At 64.5% G+C, this 22,855-nt stretch carries 13 protein-coding genes; 7 read left to right on the forward strand and 6 right to left on the reverse strand.

The features are described from left to right. Nucleotides 1-5: 5 nt before the first annotated feature. The 5 genes from treS to treY are packed head-to-tail and all read left to right on the forward strand — an operon-like array spanning nucleotide 6 to nucleotide 12,057. Entirely contained in the window at nucleotides 6-3,299 is a 3,294-nt protein-coding gene (gene treS, locus V1280_RS20215; protein ID WP_334527816.1) for a maltose alpha-D-glucosyltransferase, read from the forward strand. Beyond that, the gene (gene glgB, locus V1280_RS20220) at nucleotides 3,292-5,439 is read left to right on the forward strand and encodes a 1,4-alpha-glucan branching protein GlgB (RefSeq protein WP_334527819.1); all 2,148 of its coding nucleotides are present in this window, start codon (nucleotides 3,292-3,294) and stop codon (nucleotides 5,437-5,439) included. Before treS ends, glgB begins: the two co-directional genes overlap by 8 nt. A gap of 3 nt (nucleotides 5,440-5,442) precedes the next feature. After that, nucleotides 5,443-7,521 carry a glycogen debranching protein GlgX gene (glgX, locus tag V1280_RS20225; RefSeq protein WP_334527822.1) on the forward strand — a complete coding sequence of 693 codons (2,079 nt, stop codon included), beginning with the start codon at nucleotides 5,443-5,445 and terminating at the stop codon, nucleotides 7,519-7,521. Then, on the forward strand, nucleotides 7,518-9,272 hold the full coding sequence (gene treZ, locus V1280_RS20230) for a malto-oligosyltrehalose trehalohydrolase (protein WP_334527825.1): 1,755 nt from the start codon (nucleotides 7,518-7,520) through the stop codon (nucleotides 9,270-9,272). Before glgX ends, treZ begins: the two co-directional genes overlap by 4 nt. A gap of 1 nt (nucleotide 9,273) precedes the next feature. Then, nucleotides 9,274-12,057: a malto-oligosyltrehalose synthase gene (gene treY, locus V1280_RS20235; protein WP_334527828.1), complete on the forward strand. Its 2,784-nt coding sequence runs from the start codon at nucleotides 9,274-9,276 to the stop codon at nucleotides 12,055-12,057. A gap of 3 nt (nucleotides 12,058-12,060) precedes the next feature. Here the strand turns inward: treY and V1280_RS20240 are convergent, their stop codons facing one another. Further along, complete coding sequence (locus tag V1280_RS20240) at nucleotides 12,061-12,378, reverse strand: polyhydroxyalkanoic acid system family protein (RefSeq protein ID WP_334527831.1); 318 nt, start codon at nucleotides 12,376-12,378, stop codon at nucleotides 12,061-12,063. 183 nt (nucleotides 12,379-12,561) lie between these two features. Here V1280_RS20240 and V1280_RS20245 point away from each other — a divergent pair, with 183 nt between their 5' ends. Continuing rightward, nucleotides 12,562-12,726, forward strand: a complete 165-nt coding sequence (locus V1280_RS20245) for a DUF3309 family protein (RefSeq protein WP_092021464.1) — start codon at nucleotides 12,562-12,564, stop codon at nucleotides 12,724-12,726. Between the two features lie 87 nt (nucleotides 12,727-12,813). On the opposite strand, the gene ligD is transcribed toward V1280_RS20245, so the two are convergent. Continuing rightward, nucleotides 12,814-15,471 (reverse strand): DNA ligase D, encoded by a 2,658-nt coding sequence (gene ligD / locus V1280_RS20250; protein WP_334538367.1) that lies wholly within the window; start codon nucleotides 15,469-15,471, stop codon nucleotides 12,814-12,816. 118 nt (nucleotides 15,472-15,589) lie between these two features. On the opposite strand from ligD, the gene ku reads away from it, so the two are divergent. Further along, a complete protein-coding gene (gene ku / locus V1280_RS20255; protein WP_334527835.1) occupies nucleotides 15,590-16,474 on the forward strand; it encodes a non-homologous end joining protein Ku in 885 nt (294 codons plus the stop codon). A gap of 131 nt (nucleotides 16,475-16,605) precedes the next feature. On the opposite strand, the gene V1280_RS20260 is transcribed toward ku, so the two are convergent. The 4 genes from V1280_RS20260 to kdpB are packed head-to-tail and all read right to left on the reverse strand — an operon-like array spanning nucleotide 16,606 to nucleotide 22,836. Continuing rightward, complete coding sequence (locus V1280_RS20260) at nucleotides 16,606-17,295, reverse strand: response regulator (protein ID WP_148772832.1); 690 nt, start codon at nucleotides 17,293-17,295, stop codon at nucleotides 16,606-16,608. After that, a complete protein-coding gene (locus tag V1280_RS20265; protein ID WP_334527840.1) occupies nucleotides 17,292-20,015 on the reverse strand; it encodes a sensor histidine kinase KdpD in 2,724 nt (907 codons plus the stop codon). Before V1280_RS20265 ends, V1280_RS20260 begins: the two co-directional genes overlap by 4 nt. 40 nt (nucleotides 20,016-20,055) lie before the next feature. Continuing rightward, nucleotides 20,056-20,661 carry a K(+)-transporting ATPase subunit C gene (locus V1280_RS20270; RefSeq protein ID WP_334527843.1) on the reverse strand — a complete coding sequence of 202 codons (606 nt, stop codon included), beginning with the start codon at nucleotides 20,659-20,661 and terminating at the stop codon, nucleotides 20,056-20,058. A gap of 60 nt (nucleotides 20,662-20,721) precedes the next feature. Next, a complete protein-coding gene (gene kdpB / locus V1280_RS20275; RefSeq protein ID WP_334527846.1) occupies nucleotides 20,722-22,836 on the reverse strand; it encodes a potassium-transporting ATPase subunit KdpB in 2,115 nt (704 codons plus the stop codon). Nucleotides 22,837-22,855 lie beyond the last annotated feature (19 nt).

Consider the following 22,855-nt stretch of genomic DNA (forward strand, 5'->3'; position numbering starts at 1 on the left):
GCGCCATGAATGTATTGTCTTCCGTAGACACCCAGAAGGCCGAGGCTGCCGAGACCGTGGATGAGCTGTGGTACAAGGACGCCATCATCTACCAGCTCCACGTCAAGGCGTTTGCCGACAGCAACAATGACGGCATCGGCGATTTCGCGGGCCTGACCGAGAAACTGTCCTATCTGCAGGATCTCGGCGTCACCGCGCTGTGGCTGCTGCCGTTTTACCCCTCGCCCGGTCGCGACGACGGCTACGACATCGGCGACTACGGTTCGATCAACCCCGATTTCGGGACGATGAAGGACTTCAAGCGCTTCATCCAGGAAGCGCAGAAGCGCGGCCTGCGCGTCATCACCGAGCTCGTGGTCAACCACACCTCGGACCAGCACAATTGGTTCAAGCGCGCGCGCCGCAGCCCTGCCGGTTCGAGCGCGCGCGACTGGTATGTCTGGAGCGACACCGACCAGAAATACCAGGGCACGCGAATCATCTTCACGGATACCGAGAAATCCAACTGGACCTGGGATCCCGAGGCCGGCGCGTTCTACTGGCATCGTTTCTTCTCGCACCAGCCCGACCTCAATTTCGACAATCCCCGCGTCGTCAGCGCCATCATCCAGGTGATGAAGCGCTGGCTCGACGCCGGCGTCGACGGCTTCCGGCTGGACGCCATTCCCTATCTCTGTGAGCGCGAGGGCACCTCGAACGAGAACCTCCCCGAAACGCATGCGATCATCAAGCGCCTGCGCCAGGAGCTGGATTCCTACTCCAAGGGCAAGCTGCTGCTGGCCGAGGCCAATCAATGGCCGGAGGACGTACAGGAATATTTCGGCCGCGGCGACGAGTGCCAGATGGCCTACCACTTCCCGCTGATGCCGCGCATCTACATGGCGATCGCGCAGGAGGACCGCTTCCCGATCACCGACATTCTGCGGCAGACGCCGGACATTCCCGCAAGCTGCCAATGGGCGCTGTTCCTGCGCAACCATGACGAGCTGACGCTGGAGATGGTCACCGACGTCGAGCGCGACTATCTCTGGACCACCTACGCCAACGACCCTCGCGCCCGCATCAATGTCGGCATCCGCAGGCGTCTCGCGCCGCTGATGGACAATGACCGGCGCAAGATCGAGCTGATGAACTCGCTGCTGCTGTCATTCCCCGGCACGCCGATCATCTATTACGGCGACGAGATCGGGATGGGCGACAACATTTATCTCGGCGACCGCAACGGCGTGCGCACGCCGATGCAGTGGAGCCCTGACCGCAATGGCGGCTTCTCGCGCGCCGATCCCGCCCGCCTCTATGCGCCGCTGATCATGGATCCCGTCTACGGCTATGAGTCGGTCAACGTGGAAGCGCAGTCGCGCAGCCTGTCCTCGCAGCTCAACGCCACTAAGCGGCTGATCTCGGTACGCAAGTCGACGCTGGCCTTCGGCCGCGGCACCATGACCTTCATCCGCCCGGCCAACCGGTCCGTGCTTGCCTATGTTCGGCAATACCGCGACGAGGTGATCCTCTGCGTCGCCAATCTATCGCGCGCAGCGCAGGCGACCGAGCTGGACCTGACGCCGTGGAAGGACCGCATTCCGCAGGAGATGCTCGGCCGCACGCGCTTCCCGGCGATCGGCGAGCTGCCCTATATGATCACGCTGGGGCCGTACGGCTTCTACTGGTTCCAGCTCACCGAGCGCGACAAGTCCGAGCCGGTCGTGCCACGCGCGGTGCCGGAATTCGAGACGCTGGTGGTGCCGGTCAATTCGAATTGGGTGTCGCTGGCGCGCGAGCGCGGCGTGTTCGAGCGCGACGTGCTGCCGGGATTCCTGTCGCGGACACGCTGGTATCCCGAGCACAATCCCAAGCACATCCAGGCCACGCTGATCTCGGCCGTTCCGTTCAGCGAGATCGGCGACAACCGGCCCTGGATCGCGTTCTTCGAGACGTCACAGGACGACGTCACGACGCGCTACGTGCTGCCGATGCAGATCGAGTGGGTGCGCTTCGACCGCGAGCGCTTCAACCCGAAGGCGCTCGCCGCCGTGCGCCAGGGTGCGCGCGAGGGCACGCTCCTCGACGTCGCGACCGACCAGATCTTCATCGGGCTTTTCCTGCGGGGCTTGTCGCAGAACCTGGTGGTGGAGGAAAACAATCTGCGGCTGGAGTTCAAGGCCACCAGCCGGTTCGCCGATTACACCATCAAGGAGCCGGAGCGCATCCGCGCCGTCGAGCAGTCGAACAGCACGGCGCTGGTCGACAACCAGTATGTCGCCAAGATCCATCGCCAGCTCGAGGGCGGCATCAATCCCGAGATCGAGATCGGCTGTTACCTGACCGAGGTCGCCCGCTTTGCCAATGCACCGGCGCTGCTTGGCAGCGTCGAGCTGATCGAGGGCAATAGTCGCAGCGCGATCGGCGTTTTGCACGCCTATGTCGAAAACCAGGGCGACGGTTGGGCCGTGTCCACGGGCTATCTCGACCGCTACGTCGATGAGCAGCGGCTGGGGCCGGTGGACGAGATGCCCCGGGTCACCCAGGAGCAGGCGCCCTATCTGCACTTCATGGCGCAGACCGGCCGGCGGCTCGCCGAGCTGCACGTGGCTCTGGCCGCCGCCAAGCCCGCCGCTCTCGCGCCGGAGCCGATCAATCCCGCGCACATCAAGCGCTGGACCTCGGACCTCAAGGCGCGCGCGGAGCGCGTCTTCGAACGGCTGGCTGACAGCCGCGATGGCCTGCGCGAGGGCGACCGCCCGCTGATCGACCAACTGGCTGCGGTGCGTGCGACCCTGCCCGACCACCTCAATGCGCTCTTGCCATCCGACATCGGCGGGTTGAACATCCGTCATCATGGCGACTTCCGCCTGGGGCAAACTCTGATCGTGAAGGACGACATCTTCATCATCGATTTCGACGGCGATCCGCGTCTCGCGCTGGCCGACAAACGGCGCAAGCTGCCTGCCGCACGCGACGTCGCGGGCCTGGTCCGCTCGATTGATCTTTCGGTTAACGCCGCACTTAACCGGGCGGTCTCCGGGGGCAGCGACGAGCAGGGCCGGCTCACGGCCGCACTCGGCGAATGGCGCGAACACGCCACCGCGACCTTCCTGTCCGCCTATCGCGAGGCCATGACCGATCGCCGGCTTTGGCCGCAAGAGAACCATTCCGCGGAAGGCATGTTAAGATTTTTCCTGCTTGATCAAGCGTTCGACGAGGTAGAGTACGAGCTGTCCCACCGGCCGGAGGGGCTCAATGCGCCGCTGACCGGCCTGCTTCGCATTCTGTCCAATGCCGAGAGCGAAGCCCATGCCTAAACTGCCAGCTGAAGCCTACGCGATCATCGAGGGCCGCCACTCCGATCCCTTCCACTATCTCGGGCTGCACCCCGAGGGGGACAAGAGCGTGGTGCGCGCCTTCCTGCCCGAGGCCTCCAATGTCGAGGCCGTCGGCGAGCACGGCGAGGTGGCAAAGCTCGATCGCGTCCACGATTCAGGCCTGTTCATCGGCGCCCTGCCCAACGGCTCCAGGCACTACCAGCTGCGCGCCAAATTCGGCGACAACGTCGTCGAGTTCGAGGATGCCTACCGCTTCCCGCCGATCCTGACCGATTTCGACCTCTATCTGCTCGGTGAAGGTACCCATCAGCGCATCTACGATAAGCTCGGCGCGCATCCGCTGCGGCTCGAAGGCATCGACGGCATCGGCTTCGTCGTGCTGGCACCGAATGCGCGACGTGTGTCGGTGGTCGGCGATTTCAATTTCTGGGACGGCCGGCGTCACCCGATGCGGGTGCGCGGCGCGGGCTATTGGGAATTGTTCATCCCGAACGCCAAGGCCGGCGACCACTACAAATTCGAGATCATCGGGCCACACGGCCATCTGCTGCCGCTGAAATCCGATCCCTTGGCATTTGCCAGCGAGGTTCGGCCGAAGACGGCCTCCATCGTGTTCGATGAAGCTCATCTGCCGCGGCCGCGGCCCGCGCCCGACGGCATCAACGCGCTGTCGGCGCCAATGTCGATCTACGAGGTCCATCTCGGCTCGTGGCGGCGCAAGAACGGCGACGAATGGTTGACCTATCGTGAGCTCGCCGAGCAATTGCCGGCCTACGCCCGCGACATGGGTTTTACGCATCTCGAATTCCTGCCCGTGAGCGAGCATCCGTTCGACGGCTCCTGGGGCTATCAGCCGACTGGCCTCTATGCGCCGACCAGCCGCTTCGGCACGCCGGAAGATTTTGCGGCGCTGGTCGATGCCTGCCATCGCGAAGGCGTCGGCGTGCTGCTCGACTGGGTGCCCGGTCACTTCCCGGACGACCCGCACGGGCTCGGCAGTTTTGACGGCACCTCGTTCTACGAGCATGCCAATCCGCTGCAGGGCCGCCATCTCGACTGGGGCACGCTGATCTACAATTACGGCCGCACCGAAGTGACGAACTTCCTGGTGTCGAACGCGCTGTTCTGGCTCGAGCGTTATGCGATCGACGGCCTGCGCGTCGATGCGGTGGCGTCCATGCTTTATCTCGACTACAGCCGCCCGCCCGGTGCCTGGATTCCGAACCAGTATGGCGGCCGCGAGAACATCGAGGCCATCGCCTTCCTGCGCCGCTTCAACACCGAACTGTTCGCGCGCTTCCCGCAGGCGACCACGGCGGCGGAAGAATCCACCGCCTGGCCGCAGGTCTCGCGCCCGGTCGAGTTCGGCGGGCTCGGCTTCGGCTACAAGTGGAATATGGGCTGGATGCACGACACGCTGAATTACATCAGCAAGGATCCGATCCACCGCAAGCATCATCACGGCGACATCCTGTTCGGCCTGCACTACGCTTTCTCTGAAAACTTCATCCTGCCGCTGTCGCATGACGAAGTGGTGCACGGAAAACGCTCGCTGCTCGGCCGCATGCCCGGCGACGAGTGGCAGCGCTTTGCCAATTTGCGCGCCTATTACAGCTTCATGTTCGGTCATCCCGGCAAGAAGCTGTTGTTCATGGGCGCGGAGATCGCACAGAGCCGCGAATGGAATCACGACCAGTCGCTCGACTGGCACCTGCTCGAATACAAGTACCATTCAGGCATCCAGGCGCTGATCCGCGATCTCAACCGGCTCTATCGCGCGGTGCCGGCGCTGCACCAGATGGACTGCGACCAGGCCGGCTTCGAATGGCTGATCACCAATGATGCCAACCGCAACGTGTTCGCCTGGCTACGCAAGGGTTTTGACGAGCACGCGCGGTGCCTGGTGATCGTCAACTTCTCACCCAACGTCTATCGCAACTATCGCGTCCCCGTGCCCTTTGCCGGCAAGTGGAAAGAGATATTCAATTCGGACTCCGCCCATTATGGCGGCACCAATGTCGGGAACATCGGCGAGGTCCAGACCGTTGACGGCAAGGCGCCGGAGCTTCGCCTCACCATCCCGCCGCTCGCCGCGATCTTCCTCGTTCCGGAAAGCTGACCGATGCGCCTGACTGCTGGATCGCACGCACGCCTCGGCGCAAGCTGGGACGGACGCGGCACCAATTTCGCGCTGTTCTCCGCCAACGCGCAGAAGGTCGAGCTCTGCCTGTTCGACCCCCAGGGCCGCCGCGAGCTGGAGCGCATCGAATTGCCGGAGCGTACCGAGGACGTCTGGCACGGCTATCTCAACGACGTCTCGCCGGGCCAGCTCTACGGCTACCGCGTGCACGGCCCCTATGAACCGGAGCACGGCCATCGCTTCAACGCCAACAAGCTGCTGCTCGACCCCTATGCCAAGCGGCTCGCCGGACGGTTGGTCTGGAGCGATGCGCATTTCGCCTATCGCACCGGCAGCGCGCGCGAGGATCTGTCTTTTGATCGCCGCGACAACGCCCGCGGCATGCCCAAGGGCGTCGTCGTCGACGAGACTTTTAATTGGGGCCGCCGCGAGATCCGCCCCAACATTCCCTGGGAAGACACCATCATCTACGAGGCCCACGTCAAGGGCCTGACGCAGAAGCGCGATGACGTACCGCCGAATTTGCGCGGCACCTATGGCGGGCTGTCCTCGCCCGCGATGATCGAGCATTTGAAGAAGCTCGGCGTCACCACGGTCGAGCTGTTGCCGATCCACGCCTTCGTCGACGACCGCATGCTGGTGGAGAAGAAGCTCGCCAATTACTGGGGCTACAACACGCTGTCCTTCTTCGCGCCGGAGCAGCGCTACGCCCAGGACAACGCTCTCGACTCCTTTCGCACCACGGTGGCACGCCTGCACGATGCCGGCATCGAGGTGATGCTCGACGTCGTCTACAACCATACTGCCGAGGGCAACCATCTCGGACCGACGCTGTGCTATCGCGGCATCGACAACGCCTCCTACTATTGGCTCAACCGCGAGAACCCGCGCTACTACGACGACTTCACCGGCTGCGGCTCGTCGGTAAACCTCACCCATCCGCGTGTGCTGCAAATGGTGATGGATTCACTGCGCTACTGGGTCGAGGTTTGCCATGTCGACGGCTTCCGCTTCGACCTCGCCACCACGCTCGCACGCGGACCGAACGGCTATGACCGCGGCATCTCGTTTCTCACGGCGATCCGGCAGGACCCGGTGCTCGCCACCGTCAAGCTCGTTGCCGAGCCCTGGGACCTCGGCCTCGGCGGCTATCAGGTCGGCGCATTCCCCTCGCAATGGTCGGAGTGGAACGATCGCTATCGCAGCGCCATGCGCCGCTACTGGAGCGGCGAAGGCAGCCTGATCGGCGACATCTCCAGCCGCATGACGGCGTCCTCCGATTTGTTCAACCATGACGGACGGCGGCCGCGCGCCAGCATCAACCACATCACGGTGCATGACGGTTTCACGCTCGCCGATCTCTTCAGCTACAACGAGAAGCACAACGAGGCCAATGGCGAGGACAATCGCGACGGCTCCAGCGACAACCACAGCAACAATTGCGGTGTCGAAGGCCCGACCGACGATCCCAATATCCTCGCGCTGCGGCGGCAGCTTCGCAAGAACGTGCTGGCCTGCCTGATGCTGGCACAGGGCATTCCGCTGATCCTCGCCGGCGACGAGGTCGGCAATACGCAGTCAGGCAACAACAACGCCTATTGCCAGGACAACGAGGTGGGCTGGGTCGGCTGGGATAATCTCGGCAAGGACGGCGACGACATGGTCGATTTCGTCTCAGGTCTCGCCGACATCCGCCGCCGCTTCTCGCAGCTTCGCAGCCATCGCTGGCTCGATGGCCGGCCGAAGGACGGCATCTCCTACGGCGCGCTGTGGCTGACGCCCGCCGGTGACGAGATGACGGAGAGCGACTGGACATTTCCCGATGGGCGGTTCCTCTCTTATGTGATGGGTCCGATGGAACCGGGCAGCGCCGCAATCTTTATCGTATTGAACGCCGCCCCCGAAGAGATCGCATTCAAATTGCCAAAAATGCCCGAATACAAGAGCTGGCAGCAGATCCTGAACACGACGGATGCCAAGCTGAACAGCGTTGATTTCCTGCCCGGAAGCGACAGCAAGGCGCCGCCGCGTTCCGTGCTCGCCTTCGCGGGGGCGCTATGAGGCCATCGTTCGGGGCGAAGCCGGTCAAGGACGGCGTCTCGTTCCGTTTGTGGGCGCCTGGTGCGCGTCGCGTCGATCTCCTGCTCGACCGACGACACGCCATGCAGCGCCGGCAGGATGGCTGGTATGTCGCCGAGATCGCCGGCCTGCCCGTCGGCAGCACCTACAAGTTTCGGATCGACGATGAGACCGACGTGCCTGATCCCGCGTCGGCGTTCCAGCCCGAGGACGTGTCCGGCCCGAGCGAAGTGATCGACCACGATTCCTTTGCGTGGCGCGCGAAGCAATGGCGCGGTCGCCCCTGGGAAGAGACCGTGTTGATCGAGACCCATGTCGGCACCTTCACGCGCGATGGCACCTACCGCGCCATGATCGACAAGCTCGATCATCTCGTCGCGACCGGCATCACCGCGCTGGAGCTGATGCCACTGGCCGATTTTGCCGGGCGCCGCGGCTGGGGCTATGACGGCGTGCTCTGGTATGCGCCGGACAGCGCCTATGGCCGCCCGGAAGAGTTGAAGACGCTGATCGACGAGGCCCATCTCCGCGGGCTGATGGTGTTTTTGGACGTCGTCTACAATCATTTCGGCCCCGAAGGAAATTATCTCGGCCGCTATGCGCCGACCTTCTTCACCGACGCGCACACCCCCTGGGGCAGCGCGATCGACTACCGCGTGCCGCAGGTGCGGGCGTTCGCGGTCGAGAATGCGTTGTCGTGGCTCACCGACTATCGCTTCGACGGGTTGAGGCTGGATGCCGCCAACCACATCATGGCGATCCCCGGCGAGCAGTCGATGCTGCAGGATCTCAGTGCCGCCACTGGTGAGCTCGCCAAGGCCACCAGCCGGCATATCCATCTCGTGCTGGAGAATGGCGACAACCGCGCGAGCCTGCTCGACGCCGCGCAGGAGCCGCCAAACGGCAAATATCGCGCGCAGTGGAACGATGACTACCACCACGCCTGGCATGTGATGCTGACCGGCGAACTCGCCGGCTATTACGCGGACTATCAGACGCCACGCATGGACCTGGCGCGCGCGCTCGCCTCCGGCTTCGTCTACCAGGGCGAGATCTCGGAATTCTGGGGCAAGAAGCCGCGCGGTGAGGCGAGCGGCGAGCTGCCGCCGGCCACCTTCGTCAACTTCCTGCAAAACCACGACCAGATCGGCAACCGTCCGCTCGGCGACCGGCTCGAGAGCCTGGCATCGCCACAGCAGATCGAGGCTGCACTTGCGGTGACGCTGCTCGCGCCGATGGTGCCGATGCTGTTTCAGGGTGAGGAATGGGGCTCAAAAATCCCCTTCCCGTTCTTCTGCGATTTCCAGGGCGGACTTGCCGACGCCGTGCGCAAGGGACGCAAGCAGGAATATGCCTGGGCCTACGAGAAGTATGGCGACGAGGTGCCCGACCCGCTCGATCCGGCCACGCCGCAATCGGCCGTGCTCGACTGGACTGGGCGCACCCCAGGGCAGGACAAGCGGCTTGCGCTGGTGCGCGAGCTGCTCACGCTTCGGGGCAAGGAGATCATGCCGCGGCTGAAAGGGGCGAGCTTCGGCGATGCCGAGGCGGCCGACAGCGGCCTGCTCACCGCGCACTGGCGCATGGGTGACGGCGCGACGCTGCGCCTGACTGCCAATCTGTCGGACAAGGACAACACGTATTCCAGCGAAAATGCAGGCGCGCCGCTCTGGGGCACCGCAAGTGGCAATCGGCTCACGCCCTGGTCGGTGGTCTGGCATCTCGGAGGTTGATATGCCTTCCGCGATTCCGCTCGCGACTTACCGGCTTCAACTCACTGCGGATTTCGACTTCGACAAGGCTGCCGCCGTGGTGCCTTATCTCAACGCGCTCGGGATCACGCACCTCTACGCCTCGCCGGTGATGAAGGCGCGCAAGGGCTCGACCCACGGCTACGACACCGTCGATCACAGCCAGTTCAATCCCGAGCTCGGCGGCGAGGCCGGCTTTGCGCGGCTGAGCGATGCGCTCAAGCAACACGACCTCGGCCTCATCATCGACTTCGTGCCGAACCATGTCGGCGTGCACTTTGCCGACAATCCCTGGTGGCTGGACGTGCTGGAATGGGGCCAGACCTCACCGCACGCGCTCGCCTTCGATATCGACTGGGATCTGCTGCCCCACCGCGCCCGCGGCGGCGTGCTGCTGCCGATCCTCGGCTCATCCTATGGCGAGGCGCTGGAGCGCGGCGACATCGCGCTGCGGTATGATCCCGATGAGGGCAGTTTTTCCGCCTGGTATTTCGAGCATCGCCTGCCGATCGCGCCGGAGCGCTATGGCGAGCTGCTGCGAATGAGCGTGAAGGAAGCGGACGCTGCCGAGACGGAGGCCGGCAAACGCCTGCTCTCGCTCGCCGCGCGCTACACGGGATTGCGGCGTCCTAACCGCAAGGAAGCGCCCGGCTTCAAGGCCGAGCTCAAAGAGATCGCAGGCAGCGCAGATATTATCGCGCGCGGCCTTGACGCCTATCGCTCAGGAAAAGATCGCCCGGCGCAGACGCTGGCGCTGCATCATCTGCTGGAGCGGCAGAACTACAAGCTCGGCCATTGGCGGCTTGCCTCCAGCGACATCAACTATCGCCGCTTCTTCGACGTCAACGGGCTCGCCGGCCTGCGCGTCGAAGACGCGAGCACATTTGCCGCCACGCACCGGCTGGTGAAGCAGCTCGTCGCAGACGGCAGGCTGCAGGGCATCCGCCTCGACCATATCGACGGCCTGCGCGATCCCGCACAATATTGCCAGCGGCTGCGCCGCCTTGTGCGCGACGCGCAAGGCAACACAAAACCGTTCTACACGGTGATCGAAAAGATCCTGTGCGAGCACGAGAAACTGCCGCACTTCGCCGGCATCCAGGGCACCACTGGTTACGAGTGGATGAACGTCATCACCCAGGTGCTGGTCGACGCCAAGGGGCTGGAGGCGCTGGACGAGACCTGGCGGCAGATCAGCAACCGGCCACCCCGGCTCGCCCCTTACGTCAAGGACGCCAAGCGGCGCGTGCTGGAGACGCTGCTGACCAGCGAATTCACCGTGCTGACGCGCTTGCTCGCGCGTATCGCCAACGGGCACTACTCGACCCGCGATTTCTCCGCCGACAGCCTGCGGCAGGCGCTGGAATTGTACGTGCTGCATTTCCCGGTCTATCGCACCTATTTGACGCATAGCGGCCCGACCGCGCTCGACCGAAAACTGATCGACGACACCATCGCGCACGCCCGCGCCGAATGGTTCGCTGCCGACGAAGGCATTTTCGACTTCCTGCGCGATGCGCTGACCATGGACCTGCTCAAGCCCGGCCGCCCGCCGCACAGCGCCCCGCGCGTGCGCCGTTTTGCGCTGAAGGTGCAGCAGTTCACCGGGCCGATGATGGCGAAGTCGCTGGAGGACACGGCGTTCTATCAATTCCACCGGCTGCTCGCGCTGAACGAGGTCGGCGGCGATCCCGCAAGCCACGGCCTCACCATTCCCGCGTTCCACGAGGCGATGCGGGCCCGCGCCAGGGAATGGCCGCAGGGGATGACGGCGACCGCCACCCACGACACCAAGCGCGGCGAGGATGCGCGGGCGCGGGTCGCGGCGCTCAGCGAAATTCCCGGCGAATGGACCAGCGCGGTTTCGCGCTGGAAGGTCCTGAACGCGCCGCACCTCGCGCTGCACGGCAATCTGCGCGCGCCGTCGGCGACATTCGAATACATGCTCTACCAAACCCTGCTCGGCGCCTGGCCTCTCGAGGGGAGGGATGCCGGCTTCGTCGAGCGCATCCAAGCCTATGCGCTCAAGGCTGCGCGCGAAGGCAAGGAAGAGACGAGCTGGCTCAATCCGCACGAGGCGTACGAGACCGGCGTAAGAGACTTCATCGAGAAGATCCTGGATCGCGCGCTGTCAGGCGAATTCCTGCAGGCGCTGCAAACCCTCGCCCGCCGCGTCGCGCTGCTCGGCGCGCTGAACTCCCTGAGCCAGCTCACGCTCAAGGCGACGCTGCCGGGCGTGCCCGATTTCTACCAGGGCACCGAATACTGGGACCTGTCGCTGGTCGACCCCGACAACCGGCGCCTGGTGGATTTTGCTGCACGGCAGGCGGCGCTGGGTTCGTTGGAAGTGCCGGACTGGAGTGGACTGACCAAGAGCTGGCCGGACGGGCAGCTCAAGCTCGCCTGGACGCGCCGGCTGCTCAAGCTGCGCAACGAACTCGCCGACGTCTTCGCGCAGGGAGATTATCAGCCGCTCGTCGTCCGCGGCGCGCACGCCGACCACGTCATCGCCTTCTCGCGCCGGCATGGGCGTGCGACCGCGATCGTCGTGGTCGGACGCCAGTTCGCGCCCTTCACACAAGCGGGGCGGGAATGGCCCACGCTCGAAGGCTTTGACGCAACCGTCGACATCAGCGGCTACACCGCGCCAGGTCTTGCGGGCAACGAATTGCCGCTCGCGCAAGCTTTCCGTGATTTTCCTGCGGCCGTCATCGAGGCCCGCGCAGCAAGCGCCATCAGACATGCGCGGAAACCCGCGCGCGCCTGACGCCTATTTTCCCTCGTCCTTGGTCAGCAGCAATTGTCCGCGCTTGCGGATGGTCGCCTGCGCCATCTCGGCAAAGCGCTGCAACAGCCACGGCAGCACAACCTCGACCTTGACGTGGTCGTCGGCAACGTCGACCTGCCCGGTCGCGATCTGCCCGAGCGCGCGGATGCGAAAGGCCATGGTGTCGCCGCTCCAGTGCTCCTCCTCGACCTGCATCACGGGAATACTCGTCGCGGCGCGGCCGAGCCCGGTCTTGAGGCGGCGCGCGGCTTCCTCGCGGCCGAGGCGATGCGGAATGGAGACGACAAGCGGTGCTGACATGGCCATGCCCCTGTGGTGACTGATCCTCACATAGTCATGCCGGCACAACGCGCAAAGGTTCCATGCAAGTTGGATGTGCAACCGGTGTTTCAAAGTTGGAACTATAAAACCTGCGGCAAGTTGCCTCCGCACAACGGGACAGGTGCAAACGACCCTTTCAACGAAGGGCTGGAGGAGACTAGCATGTCTATCGGTACGATCATTCTGATCATCTTGGTCATCGCCTTGCTCGGTGGCTTCAGCGGCGTCGGCGGCGGTCCGTTCTACGGCACCGGCTATTACGGCGGCGGCGGCCTCGGACTCGTCATCGTGATTCTGCTGATCTTGCTGTTGCTGGGACGGATCTAGCCACGAGATCTCGTAGGGTGGGTTAGCCGCAAGGCGTAACCCACCTCTTTTCTTTCCGCGTCAACAGAAGAGGTGGGTTACGCTTCGCTAACCCACCCTACTTCTTTTCCCGGCCAGCTTCTTGATCGCCGCCTTGATCGACGCGGCCGCATCGTCATAGCCTTCCCACGCCTTCGAACGCGCCAGCAGGCCCGGCACCGTCCGCACCGTGAATTTCTTCGGATCGAGATCGCCCTTCACCTGCGCCCAGATCAACGGCATCGATACGGTCGCGCCATCGCGTGCACGCGGCGATAGCGGCGCCACGGCCGTGGACAGACGATCGTTGCGCAGATAGTCGAGAAAGATTTTTCCGTTGCGCAGCTTCTTCGACATGTTAAGCAGATAGCGGTCGGGATCGTCATCGGCCATCCACTGGCAGACGCCTTGTGCGAACGCCTTGGCCTCCTTCCAGCTCACCCTGTCGCGCGCGCCGTGGAGCAGCGGCACCACGACGTGCAGGCCCTTGCCGCCGGTGGTCTTGCAAAAGCTCTCCATGCCGACGTCGGTGAGGCGCCGCCGCATTTCCTTGGCGGCCTCGACGACATCGGCAAATTTGACGTCCGGCGCCGGGTCGAGGTCGAACACCAGGCGGCCCGGAGTGTCATAGGCATCCGGCGCGCAATTCCAGGGATGCAGCTCGACGCCGCCGATCTGCGCGACCGCGGCAAGCCCCTCGACGCGATCGATCTGCAAATACGGCTTGCGATCGCCGGACACCTTTGCGAGCTCGAGCAGGTTCGACGTGCCCTGCATGGCATGCCGCTGGAAGAATTTTTCGCCATTGATGCCGTCGGGCGCGCGCAGGATCGAACAAGGGCGGCCCTTAATGTGTTCGATCATCCGGGGGCCGACGGCCTCGAAATAGCGCGCGAGATCGAGCTTTGTGACGCCCTCGCCGTCGGGCCATAGCTCCTTCTCCGGCTTCGAGATGACGACGCCCATCACCTCGGCGGTGCCATTCGGTTTGGCAGGCTTCGCCACAACGCGCTTTCTGGCAGAAGGCTGCGCGAGCTCGGTATCAACAGGCGTTTCCGCCTCGACCTCCTCGGCCGGCTTATCCTGCCGCAGGCCCTTGAAGGCGGCCTGGCGAATATTGCCGTCGGCGGTGAAGCCGGCGAATTCGATTTCGGCGACCAGCTCCGGCTTGACCCAGTGCACGTCGCGCGTCTTCTTCGGCGCGTTCTTGCCGCCGAAGGGGCTTTCGCTCGCTGCGGCCTCTTTCAGGAACGGCATGATGCGCTTGACCTTGTCGACGCCAAAGCCGGTTCCGACGATGCCGACATAGGCAAGATGATCGCCGCGATAGACGCCCGCCATCAGCGAGCGAAATTTCCCCGCCGTCGTCTTCCAGCCGCCGATCACCACCTCATGCCCGGCGCGACACTTTGCTTTTGTCCAGCTCTCGGTGCGGCCGGAGCGATAGGGCGCGTCGAGCTTCTTCGACACGATGCCTTCCAGCTCGAGCTTGCAGGCCGATTGCAGCACCGCATCGCCGCTGCTTACGAAATGCTCGACATAGCGGATCTGGCTCGATTTCTTCTTGCGTGCCTCCAGCAATTCCTTGAGACGGTCCTTGCGCTCGCCAAGCGGCAGGCGGCGATAGTCGAGACCCTCGGCGAACAGGAGATCGAAGGCAAAGAAGATCAGGTCTTCGGTCTTGCCGTCGGACAGCGCGGCCTGGAGCGATGAAAAATTCGGCGCGCCTTTGTGGTCGAGCGCGACGATCTCGCCGTCGATCAGCGCGTCTGGCAGTGCGCCTGCCTCCGTCGCGATCGAAGCGAACTTCTCGGTCCAGTCGAGGCCCTTGCGCGTCTTCAGCGTCGCTTCGCCGTCCTCGACGCGCAGCTGCACGCGGTAGCCGTCGAACTTGATCTCATGACACCAGCCATCGGCAGCCGGTGGCCGCTCGACCGGCGTGCAGAGCTGCGGCGCCACGAAGTCCGGCATCTCCGAGACCTGCTTGGCCGTGGTCGCGGTCGTCGCCTTCTTTTTCGAGGTTTTGACATTCTTCAAGGCCACGCGAGGCGCCGGCTTGACGGTCCGCCCCATCGTCTCCTCGGCGCGGTTGGACTGCCAGACCGCGTCCGCCTTGCCCCTACCCTTTGCCAGCATGAACGGCTTTGGGGCGCGGCCCTTGCCGCCGGCGATCTGCTCCATGGCGCGGCCGGACGCGACGGACTTGTCCTCCGCCAAAATATCCTCGCTTTCGCTGGCATATTCGTCGCGGTGCTTGATCAGCAGCCAGTTGGTGCGCTTGCCCCCGGTGCGGTCATTCCGCATCCGCACCAGCACCCAGCTTCCATGCAGCTTCTCGCCGTGGAGGGTGAATTTGAGGTCACCCTTTTTGAAACCGGCTTCCGGGTTATCGGAGTCCCAGGTGCCACGGTCCCACAGCATCACCGTGCCGCCACCATATTGGCCCTCGGGAATCGTGCCTTCGAAATCGCCATAGTCGAGCGGATGGTCCTCGACCTCCACCGCCAGCCGCTTGTCGTGCGGATTGAGCGAAGGGCCCTTGGTCACCGCCCAGGACTTGAAGACGCCGTCGAATTCGAGCCGAAAATCGTAATGCAGCCGAGTCGCATCATGCTTCTGGATCACGAAGCGCCGCTGTTTTGACGGCGCTACTGCCGTCTTGCCGGACGGCTCCGGTGTCTTCTCGAAATCACGTTTCTCGCGGTAAGTGGAGAGTTTTCGCAGCACGACCGGTCCCGCATTTCTTTCGGCGTGGGAGCCTATCACGGCAAAAGTCCCAGCCGGAACCAAAACCCCGGAGCCCGGTTGGAGTTCCTGAAAAGCCTTGAAATCACTGGAGAATGGAATGGCTCCCCGCGCCTATTGGAAGGGAACGCTGAAGCTGTCGCTGGTCAGCTGCCCGGTCGTGCTCTACCCCGCGACCACGGCGGCCGAGAAGACACGCTTTCACATGATCAACCGCGAGACCGGCAACCGGCTCAAGCAACAGATGGTCGATGCCGACACCGGCGACGTCGTCGAGAGCGACCAGAAGGGCCGCGGCTATGAGCTGCGCAAGGGCAAATATGTCGAGATCGAGCCGGAGGAGCTCGAAGCCGTCCAGATCGAGAGCAACCATACCATCGATATCGAAAGCTTCGTGCCGAGCGAGGAGATTGACCAGCGCTATCTCAACCACCCCTATTATATCGCGCCCGAAGGCAAGGCCGCGGTGGATGCTTTTGCCGTGATCCGCGATGCCATGAAGGACCAGGACCGCGTGGCGCTCGCCAAAATCGTGCTGACCAACCGCGAGCACATCATCGCGATCGAACCGCTCGGCAAGGGCCTGCTCGGCACCACGCTGCGCTTCCCTTACGAACTGCGCGACGAAGACCAGTTCTTCGACGACATCAAGGGCCCGAAGATCACCAAGGACATGGTCGAGCTCGCCGGGCACATCCTGCGCACCACGGCCGCCCATTTCGACCCGAGCAAGTTCAAGGACGAGTACGAGACCGCGCTGAAAGCGCTGGTCAAGCGCAAGGCGAGCGGCAAGACAATCGAGCTGCCCGAGCCGGAGGAACGGCCGAGCAACGTCGTCAGCCTGATGGATGCACTGAAGCAGAGCCTGAAGGGGCGCGGCGGGAAGAAGACGGCGGCAAAGTCGCATGCGCGGCGTGCGACGGGGCGGCAGCGGGCTACGAAAAAGACGCAGCGGGCGACGGCGCGGCACAGGAAGGTGGGTTGAGGAGACTGCTCGCCTGGTACTCAATATCGTAGGGTGGGCAAAGCGAAGCGTGCCCACCACCTTTATCGAAATTGAGAGGATGGTGGGCACGGCGCCTTGCGCCTTTGCCCACCCTACAGGTCTGTGGAACGTTAATCCCCCGCCTTCAGCCGGTACCCGATCCCCGTCTCCGTCAGCACATATTGCGGCCGCTCCGGATCGGCTTCGATCTTCTGGCGGAGCTGGCGGACGTAGACGCGCAGATATTGCGCGTCGGTCAGCTCGTCCCAGAGTTCTTTCAGCAGAAAGCGATGGGTCAGCACCTTGCCGGCGTGCTGCACCAGCACGCGCAGCAGGTCATACTCCTTCGGCGACAGCTTGATGTCGCGCTCGCCGATCTTGACGATGCGACGCACCAGATCGACCGAGAGATCGCCGGTGCGAAACACCGGGCGTTCGCCCTGGACCTGCAACTGGTGCCGCAGCGCCGCGCGCAGGCGCGCCAAAAGCTCGTCCATGCCGAACGGCTTTGTCAGATAATCATCGGCACCGAGATCGAGCGCCTGTACCTTGCCGGCCTCGTCGCCCCGGCTCGACAGCACCACGATCGGCACGGCTTCATTGCGGGCGCGGATGGTGCGCAACAGCTCATGGCCCTGGATGTCGGGCAGGCCGAGATCGAGAATGATCAGCGCGGGATCCTCGATGAGCTTCTCCAGCGCGATCTTGCCGTTCGACGCCTCCAAAATCTCGTAGCCCTGCGTCGAGAGCCCCATCCGAAGCAATTTGCGGATCGGCGGCTCGTCGTCGATCACCAAAACCTTGATCGGGGCAGCACTCATGCGGCGGTATCCAATGTTTTGGTCTGCGCCGGAACGGGCAGACGGATGGTGAGGATCGCGCCGCTGCGGTCGCCGCGGTTGGCGGCCGAGATCGTGCCGCGCATCGCCTCGACGAAGCCGCGCGAGATGGCAAGCCCAAGCCCGGTGCCGGGACGGACGTGATCGCCCTTCTGCACGCGATAGAACTTGTCGAAGATGCTTTCGAGCTCATCGGGTGGAATGCCGGCGCCTTCGTCAGCGATCTGCAGCATCACTTGATCCCGCTCGCGCTGGCTCTTGATTGAAACCGTGGTGTCGGCCGGCGAATATTTCGCGGCGTTGTCCAGCAGATTGAACAGCACCTGCTCGAACAGCACGGCATCGAGCTGGAGCATCGGCAGATCGGCGGCCAGCACCAGCTCCACCTTGTGCCCGGTCAGTATCTTGGCGGCCCGCCGCAGCGCGCTGCCGACGATCTCGCCGAGATCGTGCAGCGCCGTGTTGGGCACGATGGCGCCGGATTCGAGCTTGGTCATGTCGAGCAGATTGGCAATGAACCGGTTGAGCCGTTCGGATTCGTCGATCACGGTCGCGAGCAGATCGCGCTTCTCGGTGTCCGACAACGCCCCGGCGAGATCGCGCATGGTCGAGGCGGCACCCAGCACGGAAGCGAGCGGCGTCTTAAGGTCGTGCGAGATCGAGGTCAGCAGCGCCGAGCGCAACCGTTCGGACTCAACCGTGCGCTTGACGCGGTCCATGTCCTCGACCAGCAGCACGCGCTCGATCGCGAGCGCTCCTTGATCCACCAGCGCGTCCAGCAGCCGGCGCTGGTCCGGCGTCAGCAGCGGGCCGGTGCGGTCGTTGTCGATGCCGATGACGCCGATCGGGCCACGCCCGGTGCGCATCGGCAGGAACAGTCGCTTGGCGCCAGGCAGCGTATCCGCACCGCGGCCGGCGGAGCGATCGTTACTCCAGGCCCAGTTGGCGGCGGCGAGATCGGCCTGGTCGAGCTGGTCCTCCGGCGGATAGCCGGATTTCACCGTCAGAAGCCCGTCCTCCGGCAGCAGCAGCATCACGCGGACCTTCAGCATCAACGCGATCTGATAGGCCGAGGCCCACAGCACGTCGTCGAGCGTGGCGGTGCCGGCGAGCTTGCGGCTGAAGGCATAGAGCTGCTCGGTGGTCCTGATGCGGCCGATCGCGGTGTCGGCCTGTGTGCGCACGCGCGCGGCAACATTCGAGACAAGGATCGCGATCAGCATGAAGAAAAAGAACGCCGCGACGTTGGTCGGATCCGTGATGGTGAAAGTGTAGACCGGCGGCAGGAAAAAGAAATTATAGGCGAGCGAGGCTGCGAGGCTCGCGAGCAACGACGGCCACAAGCCGTAGCGTACCGCGACAGCCACCACCGCGGTGAGCAGAACGAGGTCGACGTTCTCGATGCCGAATCGTGGCTGCAGCAGCACTGCAGCACCGAGGCCGACCAGCACGATGCCGAGCGCCTTCAGATAGGGCAGCGGATTGAACGGCTCGGATCGCGCCGCGGTCTGCACCGCCGTTTTGGGCACCGCCTCGTCCGTCAGCTCGTCGCCGGGGATGACGTGAACGCTGATATTGCCGGCGCGGCGCACCAGATCATGCACGACCGAGCCGCGCGCCATCTCGAACCAGCGCGAGCGCGTCGACTTGCCGATCACGATCTGGGTGACGTTGTTGCCTTGCGCGAAATTGATGACGTCGTCGGCGATGCGCCGGCCGACGGCCGGAATGGTCAGCGCCTCGCCGCCGAGCGACTCCGCGAGCCGCAGCGTATCGGCGAGCCGGTCGCGCTCCTGGTCCGAGAGCTGAAGCGAGCGCCGCGTCTCGATCGAAATCGCGGTAAAGGGCGCATGCAGCCGGTCGGCCAGCCGCTTGGTGTAGCGCACCAGCCCGGCCGCGCGCGGATCCTCGCTGACGCAAACGAGAATGCGCTCGCCCGCGGCCCAGGGACCGGCGATGGCGTTCGCCTGCATGTGAGTGAGCAGCTGCTCGTCGACCCGCTCCGCCGTACGCCGCAGCGCGAGCTCGCGCAGCGCGGTCAGATTGCCCGGCGAGAAATAATGCTCGAGCGCCCGCTCGGCCTGCTTGGGGACGTAGACCTTGCCTTCACGCAGGCGCTGGATCAGATCGTCGGGCGTGAGGTCGATCAGCTCGATCGCATCGGCGCGGTCGAAGATCGAATCCGGCACGGTCTCGCGCACCCGCACATGGGTGATCTGCGCGACGACATCGTTCAGGCTCTCGATGTGCTGGATGTTGACGGCGGTGTAGACGTCGATGCCGTGGGAGAGCAGCTCCTCGACGTCGAGATAGCGCTTGGGGTGGCGGCAAAGGGGCGCGTTGGTGTGGGCGAGCTCGTCGACCAAGGCGATCTTCGGGCGCCGCGCGATCACGGCGTCGAGGTCCATCTCCTCGACAATCTGGCCGCGGTGATCGAGCCGCTTGCGCGGGACCACTTCAAGCCCGCGCATCAGCGCCTCGGTCTCGGCGCGGCCGTGGGTTTCGACGAAGCCGACCACGACATCGATGCCGGCCTTGCGCCTGGCGTGGGCGCTCTGCAGCATCTCGTAGGTCTTGCCGACGCCGGGGGCGGCGCCGACGAAGATCTTCAGCTTGCCGCTCGCGCTCTCCTCCCGGCGCGCGGCTTCCAGCAGCGCCTCGGGAGACGGACGTTGTTCGGGATCGCGGCGCTCTCGGACCATGTTGCGAATATAATCATCCGTGTACCGCGAGCCTAGACCACTACTTCGCGGATGCACGATCCAGTGCGAGGTTCAGAGCAAGAACGTTAACCCGGGGTTCGCCGAGCAGACCGAGCAGACGGCCCTGGGTGTTGGAGGCGACGATCTGCCTAAGCTGGTCCTCCGATACATTCCGCGCCTTGGCCACACGCGGCACCTGGAATTGCGCCGCTTCCGGGGAAATGTCGGGATCGAGCCCGCTGGCCGACGTCGTGACGAGATCAACCGGAACGGCGGCGTCGGGGTTCTCGGCCTTCAGCTTGTCCACGTCCTCCTTCAACCGGTCGGCCAGCACCTTGCTGGTCGGGCCGAGATTGGAGCCGCCCGAATTGGCGGCGTTGTAGGGCGCCGAGACCGTCTTGGTCGAATCATTCGGGTCCGGCGCCAGCGTCGCCGAGGGACGGCCGTGGAAGTATTTGTCGTCCTTGAACTCCTGACCGATCAGGGCGGAGCCGACCACCTTGCCGTCCTTCTCGATCAGGCTGCCTTTCGCCTGTGCCGGAAAGATCGCACCGGCAATGCCGGTCATGGCGAGCGGATAGGCCAGGCCCGTGATGGCGGTGAGCACCAGCAACAGGACGATGGCGGGGCGGATTTCTCTGAGCATGTTGGGTCTCCAATATTTTCGTCGCGGCCGGGGCGCGCGCTGCGAGCCCCGGGACGATGGTTAGGCCAGGTGCAGGGCAACAACGACGAGGTCGATCGCCTTGATGCCGATGAAGGGAATGACGATGCCGCCGAGGCCGTAGATCAGCAGGTTGCGGCGGAGCAGCGCGCCAGCCCCGACCGCGCGATAGGCGACGCCCTTCAATGCGAGCGGGATCAACCCGATGATGATCAGCGCATTGAAGATAATCGCCGACAGGATGGCGCTCTGCGGGCTCGACAGGTTCATGACGTTGAGCACGTTGAGCTGTGGGTAGAACGCCAGGAACATCGCCGGGATGATCGCAAAATACTTTGCGACGTCGTTGGCGATCGAGAAGGTCGTCAGCGCACCGCGCGTCATCAGCAGCTGCTTGCCGATCTCGACCACCTCGATCAGCTTGGTCGGGTTGGAATCGAGATCGACCATGTTGCCGGCCTCGCGCGCGGCCTGCGTGCCGGTGTTCATGGCGACACCGACATCGGCTTGCGCCAGCGCCGGCGCGTCGTTGGTGCCGTCGCCGCACATGGCGACCAGCTTACCCTTGGCCTGCTCGTCGCGGATCAGCTTGAGCTTGTCCTCGGGGGTCGCCTGCGCCAGGAAATCATCGACGCCGGCTTCCGCCGCGATCGCGGCCGCCGTCATCGGGTTGTCGCCGGTGATCATGACGGTGCGGATGCCCATGCGGCGCAGCTCGGCAAAGCGCTCGCGGATACCGCCCTTGACGATGTCCTTGAGCTGGATGACGCCGAGCAGCCTGCCGTCCTTGGCCACGGCCAGCGGCGTACCGCCGGCCTTCGAGATTTCGTCCGCGATGGTCTGGACCTCGCGACCGATATCCGAGAGCCCGGCGGGCTGAATGGCGCGCGCCGTATTGCCGGAGGCAACGGCCAGCGGCGCGCCGCCGCCGACATAGTTGAGCATCGCGTCGACAGCGCCCTTGCGCACCGACGAACCGCCGGCATCGACGCCGCTCATGCGGGTCTGCGCCGTGAACGGGATGAAGGTGGCGCCAAGCTCGGCCATATCGCGGCCGCGAATGCCATACTTCTCCTTGGCCAGCACCACGATGGAACGGCCTTCTGGCGTTTCATCGGCGAGCGAGGCGAGCTGGGCGGCGTCCGCCAGTTCCTGCTCGCTGACGCCCCGCACGGGACGAAACGCCGTCGCCTGGCGGTTGCCGAGCGTGATGGTGCCGGTCTTGTCGAGCAGCAGCGTATCGACGTCACCGGCGGCCTCGACCGCACGGCCGGACATCGCCAGCACGTTGAAGCGCACCAGGCGGTCCATGCCGGCGATGCCGATCGCCGACAGCAGCGCGCCGATGGTGGTCGGGATCAGCGTCACGAACAGCGCGACCAGCACGACCACCGAGATCGAGCCGCCGGCATAGGCCGCGTAGCTCGGAATGGTGACGGTGGCGAACACGAAGATGATGGTGAGGCCGGCCAGCAGGATATTGAGCGCGACCTCGTTCGGCGTCTTCGCCCGCTCGGCGCCCTCGACCAGCTTGATCATGCGATCGATGAAGGTCGAGCCTTGCGCCGCCGTGATGCGGACGCGGATCCAGTCGGACAGCACTTGCGTGCCGCCGGTCACCGCAGAACGGTCACCACCGGACTCGCGGATCACGGGCGCGGATTCGCCGGTGATGGCAGCTTCGTTGACGGACGCGACGCCCTCGATCACCTCGCCGTCGGAGGGAATGGTATCACCCGCCTCGACCAGCACGATGTCGCCGACCTTCAGGCTCGTGCCCGGCACGAGCCTGAAATCCCGGCCTGCTCCGGCCAGGAGCTTGGCCTGACTTTCGGTGCGGGTCTTGCGCAGCGAATCGGCCTGCGCCTTGCCACGGCCTTCGGCCACGGCTTCGGCGAAATTGGCGAACAGCACCGTGAACCAGAGCCAGAGGATGATCTGGAACGTAAAGCCCAGGTTGGCGCCACCCGTGAGGAGATCGCGCAGGAAGATCACGGTGGTGAGCGCGGCCACGATCTCGACCACGAACATCACGGGGTTCTTGATCATCAGCCGCGGATCGAGCTTGGCGAAGGATGCGCGGATCGCGGGCACGACGATCTTGGGATCGAGCATTGCCGAGACAGAAGCGCGTTTTTGCAGTTTCATGGTGTCCATGGAGGTCACTCCAGCAATC

This window comes from Bradyrhizobium sp. AZCC 2230 (assembly GCF_036924495.1).
Classification (GTDB): domain Bacteria; phylum Pseudomonadota; class Alphaproteobacteria; order Rhizobiales; family Xanthobacteraceae; genus Bradyrhizobium; species Bradyrhizobium rifense.

Coding starts and splice junctions, on each gene's coding strand:
- V1280_RS20240 (WP_334527831.1), bottom strand. CDS start 12,378: ATGTCAGCACCGCTTGTCGTCTCCATTCCGCATCGCCTCGGCCGCGAG.
- treS (WP_334527816.1), top strand. CDS start 6: ATGAATGTATTGTCTTCCGTAGACACCCAGAAGGCCGAGGCTGCCGAG.
- glgX (WP_334527822.1), top strand. CDS start 5,443: ATGCGCCTGACTGCTGGATCGCACGCACGCCTCGGCGCAAGCTGGGAC.
- V1280_RS20260 (WP_148772832.1), bottom strand. CDS start 17,295: ATGAGTGCTGCCCCGATCAAGGTTTTGGTGATCGACGACGAGCCGCCG.
- treY (WP_334527828.1), top strand. CDS start 9,274: ATGCCTTCCGCGATTCCGCTCGCGACTTACCGGCTTCAACTCACTGCG.
- kdpB (WP_334527846.1), bottom strand. CDS start 22,836: ATGGACACCATGAAACTGCAAAAACGCGCTTCTGTCTCGGCAATGCTC.
- V1280_RS20270 (WP_334527843.1), bottom strand. CDS start 20,661: ATGCTCAGAGAAATCCGCCCCGCCATCGTCCTGTTGCTGGTGCTCACC.
- V1280_RS20265 (WP_334527840.1), bottom strand. CDS start 20,015: ATGGTCCGAGAGCGCCGCGATCCCGAACAACGTCCGTCTCCCGAGGCG.
- V1280_RS20245 (WP_092021464.1), top strand. CDS start 12,562: ATGTCTATCGGTACGATCATTCTGATCATCTTGGTCATCGCCTTGCTC.
- treZ (WP_334527825.1), top strand. CDS start 7,518: ATGAGGCCATCGTTCGGGGCGAAGCCGGTCAAGGACGGCGTCTCGTTC.
- glgB (WP_334527819.1), top strand. CDS start 3,292: ATGCCTAAACTGCCAGCTGAAGCCTACGCGATCATCGAGGGCCGCCAC.
- ku (WP_334527835.1), top strand. CDS start 15,590: ATGGCTCCCCGCGCCTATTGGAAGGGAACGCTGAAGCTGTCGCTGGTC.